The following is a 19,146-nucleotide window of genomic DNA, read 5'->3' as shown; positions in this document are numbered from 1 at the left end:
CCCCCTGTTGATTTTGGTGTAGGAACTTTAATTATACAGGCTCATATTGAATGGGTCTTTTTTTATTTATTTTGAGTGGTGCACTTAATATTACAATTCGTCATGATAAAAAATATTAATTTTAAAACTGTTCATAACATAATTATTTGTATAAAGTACAATATAATCATTTTTTTCAACAGATTTATCTTGTGGTAATAAAGTTAACACAAGACTATACCAAAAATTATATAGTTCATCTGCTTCTGCGTTAAAAGGTAACGGTTTTCCATCTACACAAAAAACAACTTTACCTCCAGGATATCCTCCAGATCGTCCAAATGTATAATTAAATACATCTAAATCGTCCAAATTTGTCATTTCGATATAACCTGGATACGGTTGATTTTTGTCTAGCTCTTCTTTTTCAGGTGGGATTTTAATATAACTTTTAATTTCTAACTTCATAATAAAGCGTCCTTTCTTCTAATTGAGTTATATAGTTGACTTTATCTTTAAATGAAAAGTATCCATGATAAAACAGCTAAACCTAAAAAGAATAAACCAAATATAAAAGAAAGAATCTTAAAGGTAATGGTATGAAATTTATCTGAAGTAGTTTTTTCCGTAATAAGTAATAAAATACTAAATAACACTTCAATCCAAGTGATACCGTTAAAAGTGAAATCATCATCATCTTCATATGTTTTAAACGTAACATAAAAAGCATTCCCTGCAATAAACAATAAAAATACTGAACAGGTTATTAATAAATATATATTCAAAAAGCTCCTCCTATTTGTATTTTAGATTCAATTATAACTTTATTAGAATGATTTTACAGAGCTCTTTAGTAATTAAGACATTGAATTTTGGCGACAATTCTGTATCTATTTAGAGCACTCGTTCACATAAATTATCAAAAAAGCAACTGAATAGGTTGCACTTTTGGTAATTTTATAAAATTAGTCTCCTAAATCATATTTTAATTTTGAATGATAATAATCTAAATCAAAATCAAGGTTTATTAATTTGTCTAAGTCATAACTTTTTTGTTTATAACTTTCCTTCATATATTGTAAGAAAATAGAACGACAAGCATAGAGCTCACTTACATCATTTGTATCCTCTCGTAACTCAATATAGTCAATTTCTTCATCGTAAGTATCATGTGTGATCGCTTCAAATTCTAAATTCGTATGCCACATGAAATCTAAAAAACCTTGTAAGACTGCTTTTTTATAGGTATCTAATGAAAAAGTCGCGATTACTTGTTTTTCATAATGGAATTCTACGGTTTTTTTATGATAAAAAATTGTGATTTTAAAATTATCCATAACATAATCACTCTCATAAAGTACTAAATAAGTATTTCTATCAAGAGATTTATCTTGTGGTAATAAGGTTGAAATTAGAGTAAACCAAAAATTATATAATTCATCTACTTTTGTATCAAACTTATCAAAAAGCAATGGTTCACCATCTACATAGAAAACAACTCTACCTCCAGGATATCCTCCAGAACGTCCAAATGCATAATTAAATACATCTAAATCGTCCAAATTTGTCATTTCGATATAACCTGGATACGTTTGATTTTCATCTAGCTCTTCTTTTTCAGGTGGAATAGTAATATACGATTTAACTTCTATGTTCATCTCAGCGCCTCCAGGATATAAAAATACAAAAACCCTCTGAAAAATTCAGAGGGTTTTCACCAAACATATAAAATGCCTGAGCCCTTAATATGTAAGGGTTTTTCAAATTATTTTACTGCGTCTTTTAAGCCTTTACCTGGTTTGAAAGCAGGTACTTTGCTTGCTGGGATTTGAATATCTTTACCAGTTTGAGGGTTGCGACCTGTACGAGCTGCACGATCACGTACTTCAAATGTACCGAAGCCGATTAGTGATAATTTATCACCTTTCGCAAGGGCGTTTTGGATTGTTTCAAATACTGCATCCACCGCTTTACCTGCATCTTTTTTTGATAACTCAGTTGCTTCTGCTACTTGATTGACTAATTCAGTTTTGTTCATTCGAAAAACCTCCTAATTGACTATTCTTTATCCATCATACAGATTTGTGGACTATATTTCAAATAATAACCTAAAAATGGAAAGGTTAAACCCCTCTTTTATTTGCCCATACGAGTGCATGGAGTTGTGGCAGGGGTTTTGCGTTATTCATCGATGGAGTAGCAATGACTTTTTGCCACAACCATTCGAGCTTTTCTAACAGTCTTTCGGCTATCGAGCCTGCTTCGCTTGAATTATCATTCCCTACGGATAAATATAATTCACTTGGTTTGTAGCGCGCATTTACTACCTCTGCATAGTCAAAATCTGCTTCATCAAAAACAACTACTTTTAGAGAATATTTTGGCAGACGATCAATAATTGAATCGAGTACCACCCAATCGGTTCTCATTGTTGAGCTAGGTGGCTTTGGAGAAATCGTTAAATCATCTACATCTAAAAACCAATCTTGCCAGCGTGACCCTTGCGTTTCTAATCCTACTGCTACACCAGCGGCATGTGCATACGTAATCAACTCCGCAATTGGCTCATTATAGAGTGCCGGGTTTCCTCCAGTAATCGTAATATGATTGAAATTTCGTATACCGTCTACTGTTCCAATCTCCATTAATTTTGACCAAATCATTTCGCCTGTCATTAATTGCCCTCGTTCGCTGCCATCCCACGTAAAGGCAGAATCACACCAAGCGCAGGAATAATCACAGCCTCCCGTACGTACAAACATTGTTTTACGTCCTGTAACAATGCCTTCACCTTGAATCGTCGGTCCAAAAATCTCCATTACCGGTGCTTTTTTAGCCATGATTTTCATCCTTTTTTGGACGATACAATACATAGGACGTCGGCGTTTCACGTACGAGAATTTGCAGACAGCTTGGCTGATTCGGCACTGTTTTTAAATAGTTCTCGATTCGTTGCCAAATGACTTGTGCAATCACTTCTGTTGTAGGGAAATTCATTCCTGAAAACTCTTCTAAATCATTTAATATACGATGATCATAACGTTTATGCACGAGCTCCTTTAGTTTTTGAAAATTGACTAAAAATCCTGTGTCATCAAGTGTATCTCCAGCAATGGTAATATTGACAACATATGTGTGGCCATGCATATGGGCGCATTTCCCTGCCTGTTCATCTGGAATAAAGTGTGCTGCTGAAAAATTCATATCCTTGTTTAATTCGTATGAATAATCATGCTGTGGATGTGGATAATATTGCATAAGCATCTAATCACGAACCTTTCTTTTTTTGATGGTGCAACTAAAAACGGCCATAAAAAAAGCCGCACCCTATGCGGATACGGACAGATCGTCATATTCCCATAGTTTTTTATAGAGGGTTGTTTTGCTATGAACCTCTTTTTTTACAGTATGTGTTAGTTGCGAGCCAAGTATAGCATATATTTTTGTTCGTTACTATGCATCATCGTTATTTTTGCCATTGTGAGCGACTAATTAATTCATTTTGGAAGCGTTCTATCTCTGCTGGTGAGATTACGACCATCTGAAGAATCACCGGCTGAAACCCTTCTGCTAAAAATGCTGGCTCCTGTTCAGGATGCATCACATAGCGTGTTAAATACTGTGGTACCGTTTCACCATATTTGTCAGCGAGTTCTGTTACAAATTCAAGCTGGTCAAATGCTTCCTCATGTACCGCAAAAATCGCAATGGCCTGTCGATTCGTTGAAAAGAAATCGCGGCGTGTATTTGATCTCCTTGGAAACATAAGAAAAATCCCTGCATAAGGCACGTGAGCTACTTTCAAACGGCCCTTCACTATTAAATGCTTCTTATCTAATATGTATTTTGTCGACGCCAGCATATACCAGACAAAAAATGCGATAACGAAAAAGCCAATCGCTAATAATACAATGCGTCCTGTGTTTGAGAGCTGCTCTTCATATAAAGCAGGAAGTGTCACGATGACGACAAAGCAAAATACAATGAAAAAGGTCAAAAATAACGTCCACTTTCCGAGCTTTGGTTGAAAAATCATGTTGTTATCACCTCGCTAAAGTATTCCCTAAGTTTTTAAATATATGCTTATGAGGTTTGGAAATAAAAAAATGACTGGAACAAAACATGTCATTTTCCTTTTTTAGCGTTCACAACGAAAAACCGGAACCGCATTTCATAGCGATTCCGGTTTTTCTTATGCTCATAGGAGCGGTTATTTTCACACATATATTAAAACCTATGAATGTCACACGAAAAGATTTTTCCGGCGATACACACTTAATAAAAGTCCTGTTAGCATACCAGTTGAAAGCGTTGAAATCAGACCATAATCAAAAAATGGAAGCATGAATGCACCAATATTAAGTAAACCTAGTGAGCTTAATACATTACTAATAAATAATAGCGAACAGAATGTCCCAATCCCAATCAATAGCATTTGTCCAAACGGTTGTTGAATTGTTTGGCTTGTTTTTACAAAATGAATGATAAGCAGTGCAATTAATGCTAAAGCAATCGCTAATGCTAAAAAACCAAATTGTTGTATAATATTGAGCAAAATGTATTCAAAGGTAATTATGTGTTCCTGAACATCACTTGCGCCAATAAAATGCGCGGATTGTAAAATCGTTTGTAAATACCGATTTACCTCTTCCATTCCTGCTACTCGAAGCATTAAATAAGGTCCATGTGTTGGATAAATCAGCACATAATAATACGTAAGCGCGAGCCCTATGAGTATTAACCAGCCAGCTAAACTCCAAATCTTTTGTGAGATACGATAGTTGCTACAAAGAAGCATAATAGCAAAAATAATACCAAAAAGAGGCACATATTGCTGACTAAGTGTCATCACTAATGCGATAAATATCACCATTAAATAGGCATTTAAAAGCCATATATTTATTTTACGTGTCATAAAAATAGCTAAGCATACTGTCCAGAGTAAGCATATTGGCTGCATCCATAACATGATTTTATAAAATGACCAAAGCAGCATCGATTGATGCATGAAATCTAATACGAAACTAAGCGCCACCCCTAGCCAAAATAATTGATGTCCAAAGGTAAGTAATTTACGATAGTCAAAACGCGTAATCAGCAGTGCTATTCCAATCCCAAACACCGTATACAAACCATTTTTCAAAATCAATGTGCCATTTTCAACTTGCTGACCATAGGGAAGTGCTAAAAAACTGCATAGTATTGCGGCTATTGCTAGGCCAATTAGTAGCCAATCTGTTTGTGGTTTATAAATTTGGTCCATCGATTGGCCAAGTGTTGTTGCGTTTCCCATTAATTCGATAGCCTTCCGCTCTGCTTCCTGCTGTGTAGCACCTTGCTCCTTCAATTTCACAATTTGATGGTGAAAATGCTGTGTCAGTTCTTTTTCTACAGATGCACGAGCTTCCTTATTGCGCATTTGCTTCGTTACACGCTCAATATACAATTTAATAGACATGACGCGCCTCCTCTAAGAGCTGCTGAAGCGGCATTTTTCTCTGTGCTTTTTCATAGCGTTTGACACGTTTTAAACCAGTTGCTGATACTTTATAGATTTTTTCTTCCTCCTGCCATGTACTACAAATTAACCCCTCTACTTCTAAACGATGTAAGGTCACATAAACGGCACTTTGTTGCTTTGCTTTTAATCGTTCACAAAGCGCAAAGCCACTCTGAGGTTGCTGTAGTAGCTGTAATAAACGGTCTGCCTCAATTGCTTCACGAGCTACTTCCTCACGAATGGTTTGCTTCATTTTTTCTGTAAACTGTAAATTTGTATGTTGCTGCAAACTCTTTTTAAATGAATTCATTCTCAAAACTCCCTTCTAAGTGCTCACTCAATAACATACGGGCTTTTCTCAAACGCGTTTTTAGCGTATTACGATTTACCTTTAAAATCTGCGCCATTTCCTGCAGTGAATATTCTTCAAAATAATGCAGGTAAACAAGTTCATGGTATTTGATTGGTAGCTTCATCACCGCATCAATAACGGTTCGTTGGCTTTCTTGCTGTTCAATCATTTGTTCAACAGACTCATTGTCCGTTAAATGCTCAAATTGTTGTGCCTCTGTAACTGTCATGTGACGCGTATGCCATGATTTCAAATAGTCTTTCGTATGATTAATGGCAATACACCAAAGCCACGTTTTTAGCGTTGCCTGTCCTTTATAGTTAGAAAGCGCACGATAGCACTTTATAAAAATCTCCTGCGTTAAATCCTCTGCAAGCGCATTGTCACGTACATATGTATACACTAACTGTAAAATATCCTGTCCATAATCTGTCATTAGTTGCTCCAGCAGTTCCTCCTGCCAATTTACCTGTGACATAATGCTGTCCACACGATCACTCCTTTACACATCATTAGACGAGCCCAGACATCAAGTGGTTTTAAAAAATTAAAAAAACACACCCCCACATCATAGCGCAGGAGCGTGTTTTTAGTAAAAATTATTTTGTTGCTTTACGACGTACCGCTACAAGCAATACAAGTGCCCCTAGGATGATTACTAAACCTGCATACATCACAAATTTAGTGCTTTCCCCAGTTTGTGGTAATGTCGTTGTATCCGTTGATGGAGTTGTTGACGTTGCCTCACTTGTGCTTTGACTTGGAGTCGCTGGTGTACTTGGGTTTTCGCCGCCATCTCCTGGTGTTGGTGTTTTACCAGGAGGTGTTGGTGTATGAGGCTCTTCTGGATCTTCTTTTGGTGCTTCTGGAACTTTCATATTTGTGAATTGTAAATCAATATGTTTTCCTTTTGCATCAAAGCTAATTGGTGAATTATCCAGTGTATAACCTACTGGTGCTTTCACTTCAATAAATTGATAATGACCAGTTGGTAGATTTCTTACTGTAATTTGACCGTTTTGATCCGTTGTCAGTGCTTGTTTCACAAGTGTGCCATCTTCATCTACTAAGTTAAATACAGCGCCTGATAACACTTTATACGTTTTTGCATCAAACTTCGTTAATGTCACGCTTGCTGTTTCTTTTTTGTTTGTGATGACTTGCTTCACAGTTTCATTTGCTTTGACCTCGTCATCATACGTATCTGTGGATAATGTATAGCCTGCTGGTGCAGCTGTTTCTTTTACAGTGTATGTGCCTGGTACAAGATTTTTCACAATGATTTGACCACTTGCATTCGTTGTGAAGCTTTCGTTATAGTCGTCACCTGTAATTTCAAATGTAGCACCTTTTAATCGTGTACCTGTTTGCTCATCTGTTTTCTCGATGATTAATTGGCCCACTTTCGGCTGTTCTTTTTTATTCACGACCGTTTGTGTTGTTGTTCCTTGTACTGTTACGTTTAATTTAAATGGTGTTGCAACTAGTTCATAGCCTGCTGGTGCTTTTGTTTCAGTCACGGTATACTCACCGACTGCAAGCTCATGTAATTCAATTTGCCCCATATTATTTGATGTTTTCATTTCATCATAACCATTTGGTCCTGTAATGTGGAATGTTGCACCTGCTAGCGCTACATTATTATCGTCCACCTTGTTAATAATGATTGACCCAACTTGAGGTACGATTTTTTCATTAATTACCGTTTGTGTAAATGTGCTATTTTCAGCTACAGTGACAGTGAATGGTGCTGCAGCTAACTCATAACCTGCTGGGGCCTTCGTTTCTTTTACTGTATACGTGCCGATTGGTAACTTTTTCAGTGTGATTTGACCCGCTGCATTCGATGTTTCAGTTGCTTCGTAGCCATAAGGACCTGTAATAGTAAATTCTGCACCGGCTAGCTTATCACTATTGGCCGCATCAATTTTTTTAATTACTAAATCCCCTGTTTGCTTCGCATTTTTAACAACCTCTGTCGTTGTTTCATCTGCTGTGTCAGGTAATAATTTATTCACATCAATTGTGAATGATTGATTACCTTCTGCAAATGTCACTGCTTCGGCCCAGTTTACATCTTTAATTTCTGTAATACCGGTTGTATCTGTACCGTCTTTAATATCCCACGCATACAATTTAAATGAATCCTTCATATAATGCTGACTACCCTTTAATGTATCTTTCAATGTCGCATCTGTTAGGTCATGCTGGTTAAAGTTAAAGCCTACTTTGTACTCTTTTCCTTTATACGTACCATCTTCATTTAATAATAATTTGCCGGATTTAAAGCCGTTATTTTTCGCTAGTACACTATTGTTTGGATAGAAAGTTGTCCCGATTGCATCGGTTTGTGCTTCTGTACCTTTATAGATGACATAGCTATTGCTGTTTCCTGTTTCTGCGCCTTTATCGGCATCAAAATCCATTGTATAACGGATTGTGTAGACACCCTTAGCTGTCGTTGAAGCGGCATCTTTCGTGTTATATAAGTAGAAATAATAATCATTGCCTACTTGTTTCATCGATGCATCTTCAAACACAGCATCACCTTTTTTCACATTTACAAACTTTAAATTCGTAATGCTACCATTATCAACTGGTGTATCTTTTACAGAGAATTTACTACCATCCTCTGGAATCGTTACTTTAATTTCATACGTTACAACACGATTTTTAAAATCTGTTTCAACAACAGATTTACGTGTATCACTATATGAATTTTTAATGGAAATATCTTCATAATCGCTACCTAGCGTTGTTTCTTTTCCGTCAATAGTTGCTTTTAATGTTGCTGTATTACGGAATTGAATATCAGAAGGTGAAAGAATACCGCCCTTTGGTGAATAACTCACGCGATAACGAATAATATAATGTCCGTTAAGTGCTTCATTAAATGTCATAACCGTCGTTTTATCGCGTGTACCATCTTTTGTAACATTAATTTTATAGCTATTTGTTGGAACAGCTACTTCTGCTGTATCCTTTTTCACAATTGTGAAATCAGCTGCTTTCAGTGAAGCTAATTTAAAGTTTTTATCCTTAATAGCAGGCGTTGTTAGTACATCTGTAATCGTTGCGCCCGCTGGAATTTCTTGGCCTTTTGTATCGAAGTCAATGAAATAATCGATATAACCATCAGTTGTGTTAACGCTTGATTTACTCTTATTGACATTTACCTTTGTTTGGTAAGCCATTGAAGCTTCATTTGATGTTGTAGAACCTTCATTTGACTCAAGTGTTGCTGTATTTACATAATTCGCAATCAGCTTATTGTCGACTTTATTTGTTGTAATTTCGATACGATATGCCTTTGACGTGTCACCTAATGTCACCGTCACAGGATCTTTACTCGTTACTGTATCTGATACATCTTTCCCTGCAACGAATGACAGTTTATCACCAGCATTCAGTGCCACACTTAATTCAGAGACTTTCACATTTGTTGCCTCTAAGCCTTGTGGAATTGCATCTTTCACGACTGCATTCGTTAATTTTGATAATTCCGTATTAACGTCAATCGTCCATTTATACGTTGTATCATTTACTTTTGTAACAGCTTTTGAAATAGCTTTTCCCTGTTCAAAATCTACTACTAATTCGGCTTTTTGAGAGCCATAAACAATTTCAGTCGTATTACTTTCAATTGGTGTTCCTGGCTTCATTGTTGATTCTGCATTGAAATTGATTTTTACATCTCTTCCTTTATATGCAGTCAATGTAACCGTACCATCTGCTGCTAATGTAAATTTCCCAATGACTTTACCATTACTATTTGTAATTTCTTCGTTCGTATAAGTTTGAATAACTTTCAATTGTGCTGGTAATTTAAATGTGATCGTCTTATCTGCATCTAAATTGCCAAACTCAAATTGATAGGCTGCTTGAATAATATCATTTAATGACGTTACAGCATCCTTTTCATTGCGTTCACTATCTGTATACGATAGCTCAAACCCTGTTAGGCCTTCAATTTCATCATTTATTGCTGCTTTTGCAGTTGTACCGACACCCGCATAGCTTAAAATAACATTGAAAACTAACATTAACGAAAGAAAAGAAAAGCTTATTTTTTTCGTAATGTGAATAACCTCCCTAAAATTAGTACAATCTCTAGTATAATTTAAGGGTCTAATAGCTTAAATCTATCCTTCTGTTCTTTTAATTTATCTACTTCATCGCATAGAACAACCTAAAAAACAAAACATTATTAGGGAAAAATAAAGTCACAAAGACCTTTTTTGTCGAATAATATTATTATTTTACTATTTTTTACATTCATTCTGTCGAATAATGACGAATAACAAAATTTATTTTAGATATAAAAACCTATCATTTTAACGGTAGAAACATCCCTTAACATTATGCGAATAAAAAAAGAGGCTGGGACAAAACACGTCATTTTCCTTTTTTAGCGTTCGCAACGAAAAACCGGAACTGCGCTACAGCGCAGTTCCGGTTTTTCTTATGCTCATAGGAACGGTTGTTTTTATACGTATGTCCCAGCCTCTTAACGCATTATTTCACATAATCTCTTAAAAAGATCAATGTTTCATCCAGTGCTTGCTGTGCTTCTGCTAAGTCATAGCTAAACTGATATTCATGATAAATGTCTTCCTGATGTTCATCAAAAAAAAGACTTTCAACTGATACATTTTTCGCCTTCAACGCCTGATCTAACGCCTTTCCTTGCTCTGGAAATGAAAGCGTATTGCCATCTGTTATATACGTTGGTGGAAAATCTGTCGTGACATGCTGCGCAATCGATGCCTCATCGATTGCCGGATGTGACTTCCATTCCTTATCCCCTAGTAAATCCCACGCTACTGTTCGAGCAAAAAATTTCATAAATAAATTCGTTGCTGGCAATGTTTTAAGTTGCTGTAAATCAACAGGACCACTATACGAAATAAATGCCTTCAGCTCATTCTTTGGTACAGTTGCTGTCATATCCATCTGTTTAGCATAATCTGGATTTGTCTGAATTAATACAAACTGTCCTGCAATTTGTGCACCTGCTGAATCACCGCCAAATGCCACTTTTGTAAGATCTAAATATGGATAATCTGCCACATGCTTACGAACATACTGATAAACATCCTCTAACTGCTTCACTTGACCTGGATACTTAAGCTCAGGTGCTAGTTCATAATTGGCTGAAATCATCGCAATTTGCTCCTTCTCCGCTACATAGTGAGCAAATTCATTAACGAGTGATTTGTCCCCTGCTAAATAGCCGCCACCATGTAACCAAAAAACAACCGGAACTTGCTCCGTTTTCTTTAAATTTTTTGGATAATACACATCAAAGGTATTGCGCGCATAAGGTGAATCATAGCGCTCATTTTTTATTACATTTACTGTTTCCTTTGCTTGCTCGAATTTACCTGAATCGCCAATTGGCACCTCTCGATTAAATGCAAATTGGATTAATTTTGTCCCTGGTTTAGGTGAAACCTCAAATGCGATGACAGCACCTAAAATTGTCACCAGTAAAATCACTGAAATCCATCGTAACCATTTCTTCATAGTATAGCCGCCCCTTAGCCTCTTGATACCCGTATCATAGCATATCCGGAATATGCTATGATACTAAAACAAGGAGGGATTCGGTGCGAAAAATAAAGCTATTTATCGCGATGTCTCTAGACGGCTATATTGCTACATTAGATGACAGCTTAGACTGGCTTATGAAGGTCGATGGTAAGGGAGATAATGGCTACGGCGACTTTATGCGTGACATTGATACGGTTATTATGGGCCGCACGACGTATGATTGGGTGATGAATGAAATGAATGGCGATTATCCGTATAAAGAGCAGGTAGGTTATGTATATACACATCAAACACGCGAAAATACCGCGTATATTACCTATACTGATGAACCCGTTCAATCACTTGGTAGACAGTTGAAAGCATCCAAAGGTAAAGACATTTGGATTGTTGGCGGTGGACAGTTGATTTGTGATTTCCTCGAAGCAGGTCTTGTCGATGAAATGACACTAACACTCACGCCTGTATTATTAGGAAAAGGCATTCGCTTATTCCCTGAAGGAAGCTATGAATCGGAGTGGCGGCTTACGAAAACGGAAACATTTAATCAGTTCGTCAATGTACATTATGAAAAAAAGTAGCCCCCTTTGTTGGGTGCTACTTTTTAATAGATTCGAATGGTTGTTGATCCTTGTAAATAATGTTGATACTGTTCAATTTCAATTTGCACAGGTTCTTTAATCTTTTGGACGTTATATTTTGTTTTCACAATAATTTTTTTATTCATATGATTTATTGAACTAGAATGAAAATCAACAGTCTTACCAGATAAAGTACTTGCGTCTGCACTAAAGATTGAGGAGTTTTTTCCTTTATAATGAATTGTTCCATTTTTATAAACTTTGAATTTCTCTTTTACGTATGCAGGCTGTTTAAGGACCTTCTCTGCAGAGAAATCTACAACAATAACAGTATCATCTTTTGGAATCGCTTGTACATGTCCCATTTGAAGATTAAGTTCCTTAGGATTACGGAAATAATTGCTTTGTAGCACATATGCTGTTTCGCCGGTTTTAATATCTTGCTGACGTGATAGGCCATTTTGTATCCCGCCCCAAACTTCATTATGTTCGTCCTTCAAATGAATCGAATCAATGTTTAAGATTTTTTTTGTATTTGTAGAGGCTGCCTTTGTCACAACAACTGCGCGTAGAGGTGACACACGTAATTCTTTTATAGCTATTTTCTGACCATCAATGGTAACTATTTTATCTAGTGGATAGATGATTGTTTTTGCGATGTCGTTTTTCAGTTTAAATGGCACTTTAATTAGTGTATCATTCACTTTAAAATCTGCCTCTAGTACCACTTTATTCCACTGTACTTGTTCTGTTAGAGGAAGATTTAATACAAACTCATACTGCTGTTTTTTATCATTTACAATTTCACTCCACATTGAGCCTTCTACTTCCTTACCATCTTTTTTGAAATGTTCTACCATTACTTCGCCATCTTTTTTGACACCATTTACTTCATAATACATAATAAATCCAGTTTCATCGGCAATCATATTAGTAATTTTTACAGTGTAACCATTTTTGGTTGCCTCTGCATTTACTTCTTCCATATAGTGATACTTTGCGATATCTTCAAGTCCTTTGTCATCCATCATCGCTGTAACAAGAGGTTCAAATAATGAGATTTTAGCTACTGTCGCCGCAAATGTTGGTGATAAACGAATCGAACTCAAGCCTAAAATCAACAGAGCCGCAAGAGTGATAATTACGGGCATCACAAATGATCTCTTGCGTTGTTTTCCACCTAAAACATGTGTTAATACACGTTCTTTTTCACGCTTTGTCACTTCTACTTCTGTGACATCATCAATATCTATATGAAATTTTCGTTTCTCATCCTTCATACAATGCTCTCCCCCTATCCTGCTGCGTAGCAAGCTTCTTTTTCCCTCGATACAGCCTGTTGTCTACAGCAGCTTTTGTTAATTCCAGTGCTTCTGCTATTTCACTATTATTCATTTCTAAATAATATTTCATAATGAAAATGTCCCTGTCTACATTAGGTAATTGACTTAATTTTATTAGCATTTCTTGGCGTTCTTCTTTCTGTAAATACAACTGTTGGGGTTCAGAATCCACAGAAAAATACGACATATCCTCTTGCTTAAACTCATACTCTCCTCGGCGTTTTTGCTGACGATATAAATCAATAGCTTTATATTTTGTCATAACCCCTATCCAGCGCTTAAAGTCTACTTCATTTCCTTCAAACTGTGCACTTTTCTGCCAGACTGCTAAAAAAATATCATTCACACATTCATCGACAGTAGCTGTATTAGATAAAATGCGTAAGGCAATTGCTTTTACATATGGCATATACACATCAATAATCGCTTCGAGTGCATGTTCTTTTTTCTTTTTTAATAGTTTAATCTGCTGTTCGATTGATTTTGTCATTTTGCACCTCCCTGTTATATATGATAACGAATGCGTTTTAGAAATATTCTCACATTTTTTTAAATCATAACAAAAAAGAACCACATTTTTTAAATGTAGTTCTTTTTAATATATAGACTAACAAGCTATATTTATTAAACAGTAAAGCGCCCAGATAAATTTTCCTGTGTATTTGCACGATCCTGTAAGCTTTCAGATGTGCCAGATAGACTTGAAATAACCGCTGTAATGTCGTTCAATGATGTTGAAACTTCACCTAATTGCTGTGATTCGACCTCAATGGAACGGGCAATATCTGTTACTGAAGCCGATACTTCTTGTGCAGAGGCAGATAACTGCTCTGTAATGGCAGACACTTCCGTAATTTCACCTTGCATTTTATTAACAGATTGTGAAATATTACCAAATACTTCACTTGCTTTTGTAATTGTGTCAACACCCTCTTGAATCGACACATTATTTTGTATAATTTTATTTTCGACAGTTGTTGTCGCTTTTTGAACATTTTCAATCAATAATTGAATTTCACTTGCCGATTTATTGGATTGCTCTGCTAAACTGCGCACTTCATCTGCTACAACTGCAAACCCTTGGCCCGCTTCTCCTGCGCGCGCCGCTTCAATTGCTGCATTGAGTGCTAAAAGATTCGTTTGATCCGTAATTTGCCTAATCGCTTTGACAATCAATGTAATTTCCTCAGATTGTTTTGATAATGCTTGAATTTGGCCTGTTGTCTCTACAGAGCTCGTCGAAATCTCCATCATCTTACGTGTAATATCCTCAAGTGCTTGACGACCAGAATCAGACAGTGTGACAGAATCAATCGCTACTTCTTGTAGATTTTGCGTTGCTTCTGCAATTCGTTGAATCCCCACTGCGCATTGAATGCAGTCGACAGTGTACCGATTTCATCTTTCGAACGAACTGCAACATCTTCTGTACTTAAATCACCAGCTGCTACTTGCTGAATCGATTGATTTAATAATTCAATTGGTCGAACAATTGATCTACGCATATAAAAAATAATTCCTACAATAACTGCAATTAAAATAATTACTAGTACAACCCCGACTATTGTGGCAGCATTTGTTGATTTAGTCCCCTCTTTATTCCGCACAAAAAGGCTTGTTAGATGCAGCAAGTTACTTCTATGCTGTACTTGCTGTTGCAATGATTGGCGTACGTCCAGTAACAGGCCATATTTATGACACATATGGCGCAAAATATGTCATTATTCCATCATTCATCTTCTTTGTAATTGGCCTATTTTTATTAGGTAATGCTGAGAATGCGGCTTTATTACTAACATCAGCTGCCTTCATCGGTGTTGGATACGGTACACTGACGACAAGCTTCCAATCACTTTGTATTCAAGCAACCTCTCCGCAGCGAACAGGCTACGCTACCGCAACCTACTTCACATTATTTGATGCCGGAATCGCCATCGGTTCTTATGTTCTGGGCATCGTTGCCGTATCTGTGGATTACAGCGCTATTTATGTCCTTTCTGCTGTGTTGATGATTGTTATGCTAGTCCTATATCTATTACTTTTTGTACGACAAAAGAACAAAATAGAGGCTTAAAGCAAAAAGGAATCGCCTTCGCGGTTCCTTTTTTATGCACAAAAAAAGACTAGGATTCCTCCTAGTCTTTTAAAAATATTAGTGATTCATTTTTGGACGTGTTACGAATAATGATAATACAAACCCAATAATCGCTAAAATAACAATGAAGAAGAAGGCATGCTCTGTCCCTGCAGCAATTAATGTTTCAATGCTCGCTTTTGGATGTTCAGTAGCATAGGATGCTTGACCTGTTGTCATCAATGTAATGGCAATAGCTGTACCTGCAGCACCCGCAATTTGTTGGAATGTGTTCAGTACGGCTGAACCATGTGTGTACAATTGTTTTGGTAATTCATTTAATGAGTTCGTTTGTGCTGGCATGATAATTGTTGATGCACCGATGAAGAAAATCATATACGCCACAATTACAATCCATAATGGCGTTGTTGCACTAACGAAGACATATAACATAACGGTTGCAATAACGAAGCATAAAAAGCCAATTGTTAAATAAATTTTCGCACCAACGCGGTCAAATGTATTCCCAACGACTGGTGCTAATGCTGCATTTAAAATATTACCTACAAGCATTGCTAGGCCAGCGCTTGTTGCTGTTAATAATAAACTGCCTTTTAAATACATTGGCATTAAAATAGCCATCGCTAAAATTAAGGCGAATGAGATGAATAATAGTAATGAGCCAATTGTGAAATTACGGTATTTAAATACATGTAAATCAATCATTGGCTGCTCGCTTGCAAATTGACGCCATACGAATAATAGTAAGGCTACAATACCTGAAACTAAACCAACTGTTGAAGCAGTTGTTCCTTCTGAAAATGTGCTTAGGCCATAAATAATACCCCCAAAAGCTACTGTTGAAAGAATAACAGATAGGAAATCAATTTTTGGTTTTGTTAATGTTGTAACATTGTATACTTTCGACATAAATACAACAAGTAAAATGATATATAATACCACACTTACCCAGAAAATATAATGCCAGCTTGAAATATCGACGATAAAGCCGGCTAATGTTGGTCCAATAGCTGGGGCTAATGTAATAACCATCCCCATGATACCCATTGCTGCCCCACGTTTTGTAATTGGGACAACAATTAAAATAACATTAATCATAAGCGGTAAAACAAGACCTGTACCTACTGCTTGGATAACACGTGCAAGTAATAAAATTTCAAAATTTGGTGCGATTGCGCCAATAATTGAACCAACAATCGAGAAAACAAATGCAAGGATGATAATTCCTCGTGTTGAGATCCATTGAATAATTAAAGCTGAGACCGGAACTAAAATTCCTAATACTAATAAATAACCAGTTGTTAACCATTGTGCTGTTCCAGCGCTAACATTAAAGTCGGTCATCACATTGGTCATAGCCATGTTCATTGCTGTTTCCCCAAATAAGCCGACGAATGTTGCAATCATTAATAAAGCAATCATCGGTTTGGGATTCTTTTGTTGTTCTGTAGTCATACTAACTCCCTTTACTAGACCAGTCTATATAATTTAATTCCAAAAAAATATTAGACCGGTTTATATATTTTTTATTCAAAAAACAATTCCTAGGCTCCTATGCGAAGAAACCTGGAATTGTTTTTCGTAGCATATGAATGGGCTCATTTGATTTTTTCGTAATCGATAGCATTAATACGCCTTCAATGGCAGCACAAATCGATACTGCAAGAGCGTGTGCCTCTGGCTGAGCGACACCTGAAGCGACTATCTTCTTATAATAAAGCTGCTCTACCTGATTGTAATTTTCCTGACACACTTGTCGAATCTCTTCATTCGCAAATGCTGATTCTAACGAAATCAGTGAAAAGGGCGGCATGTCTAACTTATCCGGTGTTTCTAGATTTTCAAAGCGCTGACTCATCTTATCTAAATAATGTTGAATCGCAATGACTGGATTTAGGTCCGAATCTAAATGCGCTTGAATGTCCTTAACCAATCGATTGGATGACGACTGTACCACCTCTTTCACGAGTTGATCCTTACCATTTGGAAAATAATGATATAGGGACCCTTTCGGTGTGCCAGATTCTTTTAAAATCTGATTCAGCCCTGTCGCATGATAGCCTTGTGAATGAAATAGCTTCGTTGCTACATCTAGCAAGTGATCACGCGTCGGATTATTTTTCATAAGAATGTCCTCCTAAAAAAATTATAACGATTGGTCTACTCGATATATCTTACGCTTTTCAATTTTGAAAGTCAAGAAAAAATCCATGCCTACGCATCCTTTTAATCAATTATTTTATATTTAAGATAGCCTTTTCCCGTCTCCTTGACGGTATAAAGCAATTGGTCTGCAAGTTCAATTGCAACATCAAGTGGCTGACGATTCGCAATAAGCACCGCACCGATACTATAGCGTAAATGAATGCGTCCTTCGTTAATCGTTTGCTTTGCCATATGCTCCCAAAATGCTTGCGCATTTGTCTCAATTGCATAATCATTTTTGACAATCACAATAAATTCATCGCCGCCAAATCTCGTAATAATTGCGGATTGCTTCTCGAAATATTGCTTGGCCGCTTCTACCGTTTGAATCAGCGCCTGATCGCCTACAAGATGCCCGTAACGATCATTAATTAATTTAAAATCATCCAAATCAAACATATAGAGCTGATACCATTCGTTTTCTGCAAACATTTCCTGAAATACATCTATCATAAATGAGCGCATATATGCCCCTGTTAAATCATCCACATTCATTTGTTCTCGTAATTCATATTTTTGCTGAAGTATTTCCCTATCATTCATTTGCTGCAATAAATTATTGTGTTGATAGCTTTGAATCACTTGGCGCTGTAGTTCAACTACTTTTTCATAATCCTCATATTGTAAATAATGTTCAATTACTAGTGGATATACATATTCACGAATTAATAGATCATTTTCTGTTTGTTCAAATGTAATCATTTCCAACGCTAACTGCATCGCCTTTTTATGTGCATTTTCTGCAAGATAAAGTCGTAATTGCAATAAAAAATAATCATTTTTCATCACCTGACTATGTTGTGTAATTACGAATTTATTTAAACTATTAAAAAGTAAGCGTGCTTCTAAAATTTGTCCTAGTTCTAGTCGCAGACGAGCTTCTAAAAAATAAACATATTCTATTAAAAAATAGCCTCTTTTTTGCTTATTTTGTCGTTGTTGAATAATTTGTACTTCTTTTAAGGATTGTTCAAATTGACCGTTGAGCATATGAAGTGCCGCCAATGTATAATATACCTGATTTGTATAAGAAGAAAGCTCACTCTTTTGCAACGAAATTGCTTTTTCAAAATAATAGATTGCCTTTGCGTATTGCTTGAAAAATGACCAGCAGTGCATCATCAGCATATAATAGCGGCGACTCTGTTCGACATTTTTAATCCATGGAAAAATCGGTTGAAGCTGCGCGACAATTTGGACCATTTCTGCAAACTTCGCCTGAAAAGAATAACTTTCGCCAAGTAATAGCAAACAGTGAAATTGTTGGTTTCTATTTTGTTTAATTGCTGACGATTTTAATAATTTTTTTGCTTCATCAATTACCTCATGATAAGCTTTCTGATGGTATAATTTTTGCAATTTATGTAAGGATTGTTCTACATAGTGTATTGCCATGAGGCACCTCCGTTCAATACTATAGTACAAGAATACCTTATTCGAATCGCAATAAAACAGTAATGCATCTTAATAATTCGGTGATAAAGAACCGTTTTTTATCTTTTTAATTATTTATTAAGTCTTTTATTAGGATAAAAGACTTT

At 36.2% G+C, this 19,146-nt stretch carries 21 protein-coding genes and 1 riboswitch; of the genes, 2 read left to right on the top strand and 19 right to left on the bottom strand.

The genetic code is table 11. From position 1 onward, the window contains the following. Positions 1-90 precede the first annotated feature (90 nt). The 12 genes from ACFSY7_RS14975 to ACFSY7_RS14920 form a co-directional block, all read right to left on the bottom strand. On the bottom strand, positions 91-447 hold the full coding sequence (locus ACFSY7_RS14975; RefSeq protein WP_380148391.1) for a hypothetical protein: 357 nt from the start codon (positions 445-447) through the stop codon (positions 91-93). A 47-nt stretch (positions 448-494) separates the two neighbouring features. Continuing rightward, the gene (locus ACFSY7_RS14970) at positions 495-764 is read right to left on the bottom strand and encodes a hypothetical protein (RefSeq protein ID WP_380148390.1); all 270 of its coding nucleotides are present in this window, start codon (positions 762-764) and stop codon (positions 495-497) included. A 180-nt stretch (positions 765-944) separates the two neighbouring features. Then, entirely contained in the window at positions 945-1,637 is a 693-nt protein-coding gene (locus tag ACFSY7_RS14965) for a hypothetical protein (RefSeq protein ID WP_380148388.1), read from the bottom strand. Between the two features lie 107 nt (positions 1,638-1,744). Further along, positions 1,745-2,017 carry an HU family DNA-binding protein gene (locus tag ACFSY7_RS14960; RefSeq protein WP_126989116.1) on the bottom strand — a complete coding sequence of 91 codons (273 nt, stop codon included), beginning with the start codon at positions 2,015-2,017 and terminating at the stop codon, positions 1,745-1,747. Between the two features lie 85 nt (positions 2,018-2,102). Next, positions 2,103-2,819, bottom strand: coding sequence for a 7-carboxy-7-deazaguanine synthase QueE (queE, locus tag ACFSY7_RS14955; RefSeq protein ID WP_380148387.1), 717 nt, complete (start codon positions 2,817-2,819; stop codon positions 2,103-2,105). Beyond that, on the bottom strand, positions 2,812-3,243 hold the full coding sequence (gene queD, locus ACFSY7_RS14950; RefSeq protein WP_380148386.1) for a 6-carboxytetrahydropterin synthase QueD: 432 nt from the start codon (positions 3,241-3,243) through the stop codon (positions 2,812-2,814). The genes queE and queD overlap by 8 nt, the downstream gene beginning before the upstream one ends. 89 nt (positions 3,244-3,332) lie before the next feature. Next, a riboswitch (PreQ1 riboswitch) is annotated at positions 3,333-3,381 on the bottom strand. A 64-nt stretch (positions 3,382-3,445) separates the two neighbouring features. Further along, a complete protein-coding gene (locus ACFSY7_RS14945) occupies positions 3,446-4,015 on the bottom strand; it encodes a hypothetical protein (RefSeq protein ID WP_380148385.1) in 570 nt (189 codons plus the stop codon). Between the two features lie 207 nt (positions 4,016-4,222). Then, the gene (locus ACFSY7_RS14940; RefSeq protein ID WP_380148384.1) at positions 4,223-5,437 is read right to left on the bottom strand and encodes a permease prefix domain 1-containing protein; all 1,215 of its coding nucleotides are present in this window, start codon (positions 5,435-5,437) and stop codon (positions 4,223-4,225) included. Next, on the bottom strand, positions 5,427-5,789 hold the full coding sequence (locus ACFSY7_RS14935; RefSeq protein ID WP_139994367.1) for a helix-turn-helix transcriptional regulator: 363 nt from the start codon (positions 5,787-5,789) through the stop codon (positions 5,427-5,429). The genes ACFSY7_RS14940 and ACFSY7_RS14935 overlap by 11 nt, the downstream gene beginning before the upstream one ends. Then, a complete protein-coding gene (locus tag ACFSY7_RS14930; RefSeq protein ID WP_380148382.1) occupies positions 5,776-6,321 on the bottom strand; it encodes a sigma-70 family RNA polymerase sigma factor in 546 nt (181 codons plus the stop codon). The genes ACFSY7_RS14935 and ACFSY7_RS14930 overlap by 14 nt, the downstream gene beginning before the upstream one ends. Before the next feature lie 109 nt (positions 6,322-6,430). Then, complete coding sequence (locus ACFSY7_RS14925) at positions 6,431-9,874, bottom strand: SpaA isopeptide-forming pilin-related protein (protein WP_380148381.1); 3,444 nt, start codon at positions 9,872-9,874, stop codon at positions 6,431-6,433. Positions 9,875-10,346: 472 nt separating this feature from the next. Then, positions 10,347-11,357, bottom strand: coding sequence for an alpha/beta hydrolase (locus tag ACFSY7_RS14920; RefSeq protein WP_380148379.1), 1,011 nt, complete (start codon positions 11,355-11,357; stop codon positions 10,347-10,349). 83 nt (positions 11,358-11,440) lie between these two features. Here ACFSY7_RS14920 and ACFSY7_RS14915 point away from each other — a divergent pair, with 83 nt between their 5' ends. Beyond that, a complete protein-coding gene (locus tag ACFSY7_RS14915; protein WP_380148378.1) occupies positions 11,441-11,962 on the top strand; it encodes a dihydrofolate reductase family protein in 522 nt (173 codons plus the stop codon). 23 nt (positions 11,963-11,985) lie between these two features. Here ACFSY7_RS14915 and ACFSY7_RS14910 read toward each other — a convergent pair whose 3' ends face one another. From ACFSY7_RS14910 to ACFSY7_RS14895, 4 genes are all read right to left on the bottom strand, one after another. Continuing rightward, a complete protein-coding gene (locus ACFSY7_RS14910) occupies positions 11,986-13,242 on the bottom strand; it encodes a DUF4179 domain-containing protein (RefSeq protein ID WP_380148377.1) in 1,257 nt (418 codons plus the stop codon). Further along, positions 13,232-13,795: a sigma-70 family RNA polymerase sigma factor gene (locus tag ACFSY7_RS14905; protein WP_380148376.1), complete on the bottom strand. Its 564-nt coding sequence runs from the start codon at positions 13,793-13,795 to the stop codon at positions 13,232-13,234. Before ACFSY7_RS14905 ends, ACFSY7_RS14910 begins: the two co-directional genes overlap by 11 nt. Positions 13,796-13,929: 134 nt before the next feature. Beyond that, the gene (locus tag ACFSY7_RS14900; protein ID WP_380148374.1) at positions 13,930-14,670 is read right to left on the bottom strand and encodes a methyl-accepting chemotaxis protein; all 741 of its coding nucleotides are present in this window, start codon (positions 14,668-14,670) and stop codon (positions 13,930-13,932) included. Then, the gene (locus ACFSY7_RS14895; RefSeq protein WP_380148372.1) at positions 14,622-14,912 is read right to left on the bottom strand and encodes a HAMP domain-containing protein; all 291 of its coding nucleotides are present in this window, start codon (positions 14,910-14,912) and stop codon (positions 14,622-14,624) included. Before ACFSY7_RS14895 ends, ACFSY7_RS14900 begins: the two co-directional genes overlap by 49 nt. A gap of 8 nt (positions 14,913-14,920) precedes the next feature. On the opposite strand from ACFSY7_RS14895, the gene ACFSY7_RS14890 reads away from it, so the two are divergent. Next, the gene (locus ACFSY7_RS14890; RefSeq protein WP_380148370.1) at positions 14,921-15,379 is read left to right on the top strand and encodes an MFS transporter; all 459 of its coding nucleotides are present in this window, start codon (positions 14,921-14,923) and stop codon (positions 15,377-15,379) included. A gap of 78 nt (positions 15,380-15,457) precedes the next feature. On the opposite strand, the gene ACFSY7_RS14885 is transcribed toward ACFSY7_RS14890, so the two are convergent. The 3 genes from ACFSY7_RS14885 to ACFSY7_RS14875 form a co-directional block, all read right to left on the bottom strand. Continuing rightward, positions 15,458-16,855, bottom strand: a complete 1,398-nt coding sequence (locus tag ACFSY7_RS14885; protein ID WP_380148368.1) for a DHA2 family efflux MFS transporter permease subunit — start codon at positions 16,853-16,855, stop codon at positions 15,458-15,460. A 97-nt stretch (positions 16,856-16,952) separates the two neighbouring features. Further along, positions 16,953-17,525: a TetR/AcrR family transcriptional regulator gene (locus ACFSY7_RS14880; protein WP_380148366.1), complete on the bottom strand. Its 573-nt coding sequence runs from the start codon at positions 17,523-17,525 to the stop codon at positions 16,953-16,955. Between the two features lie 101 nt (positions 17,526-17,626). Then, entirely contained in the window at positions 17,627-19,000 is a 1,374-nt protein-coding gene (locus tag ACFSY7_RS14875; protein WP_380148364.1) for a diguanylate cyclase, read from the bottom strand. Positions 19,001-19,146: the final 146 nt, after the last annotated feature.

The organism is Kurthia populi (assembly GCF_042686175.1).
GTDB lineage: Bacteria > Bacillota > Bacilli > Bacillales_A > Planococcaceae > Kurthia > Kurthia populi.
Note: the sequence above shows the minus strand (reverse complement) of the source record. Positions and strands in the feature narration are given on the sequence as shown.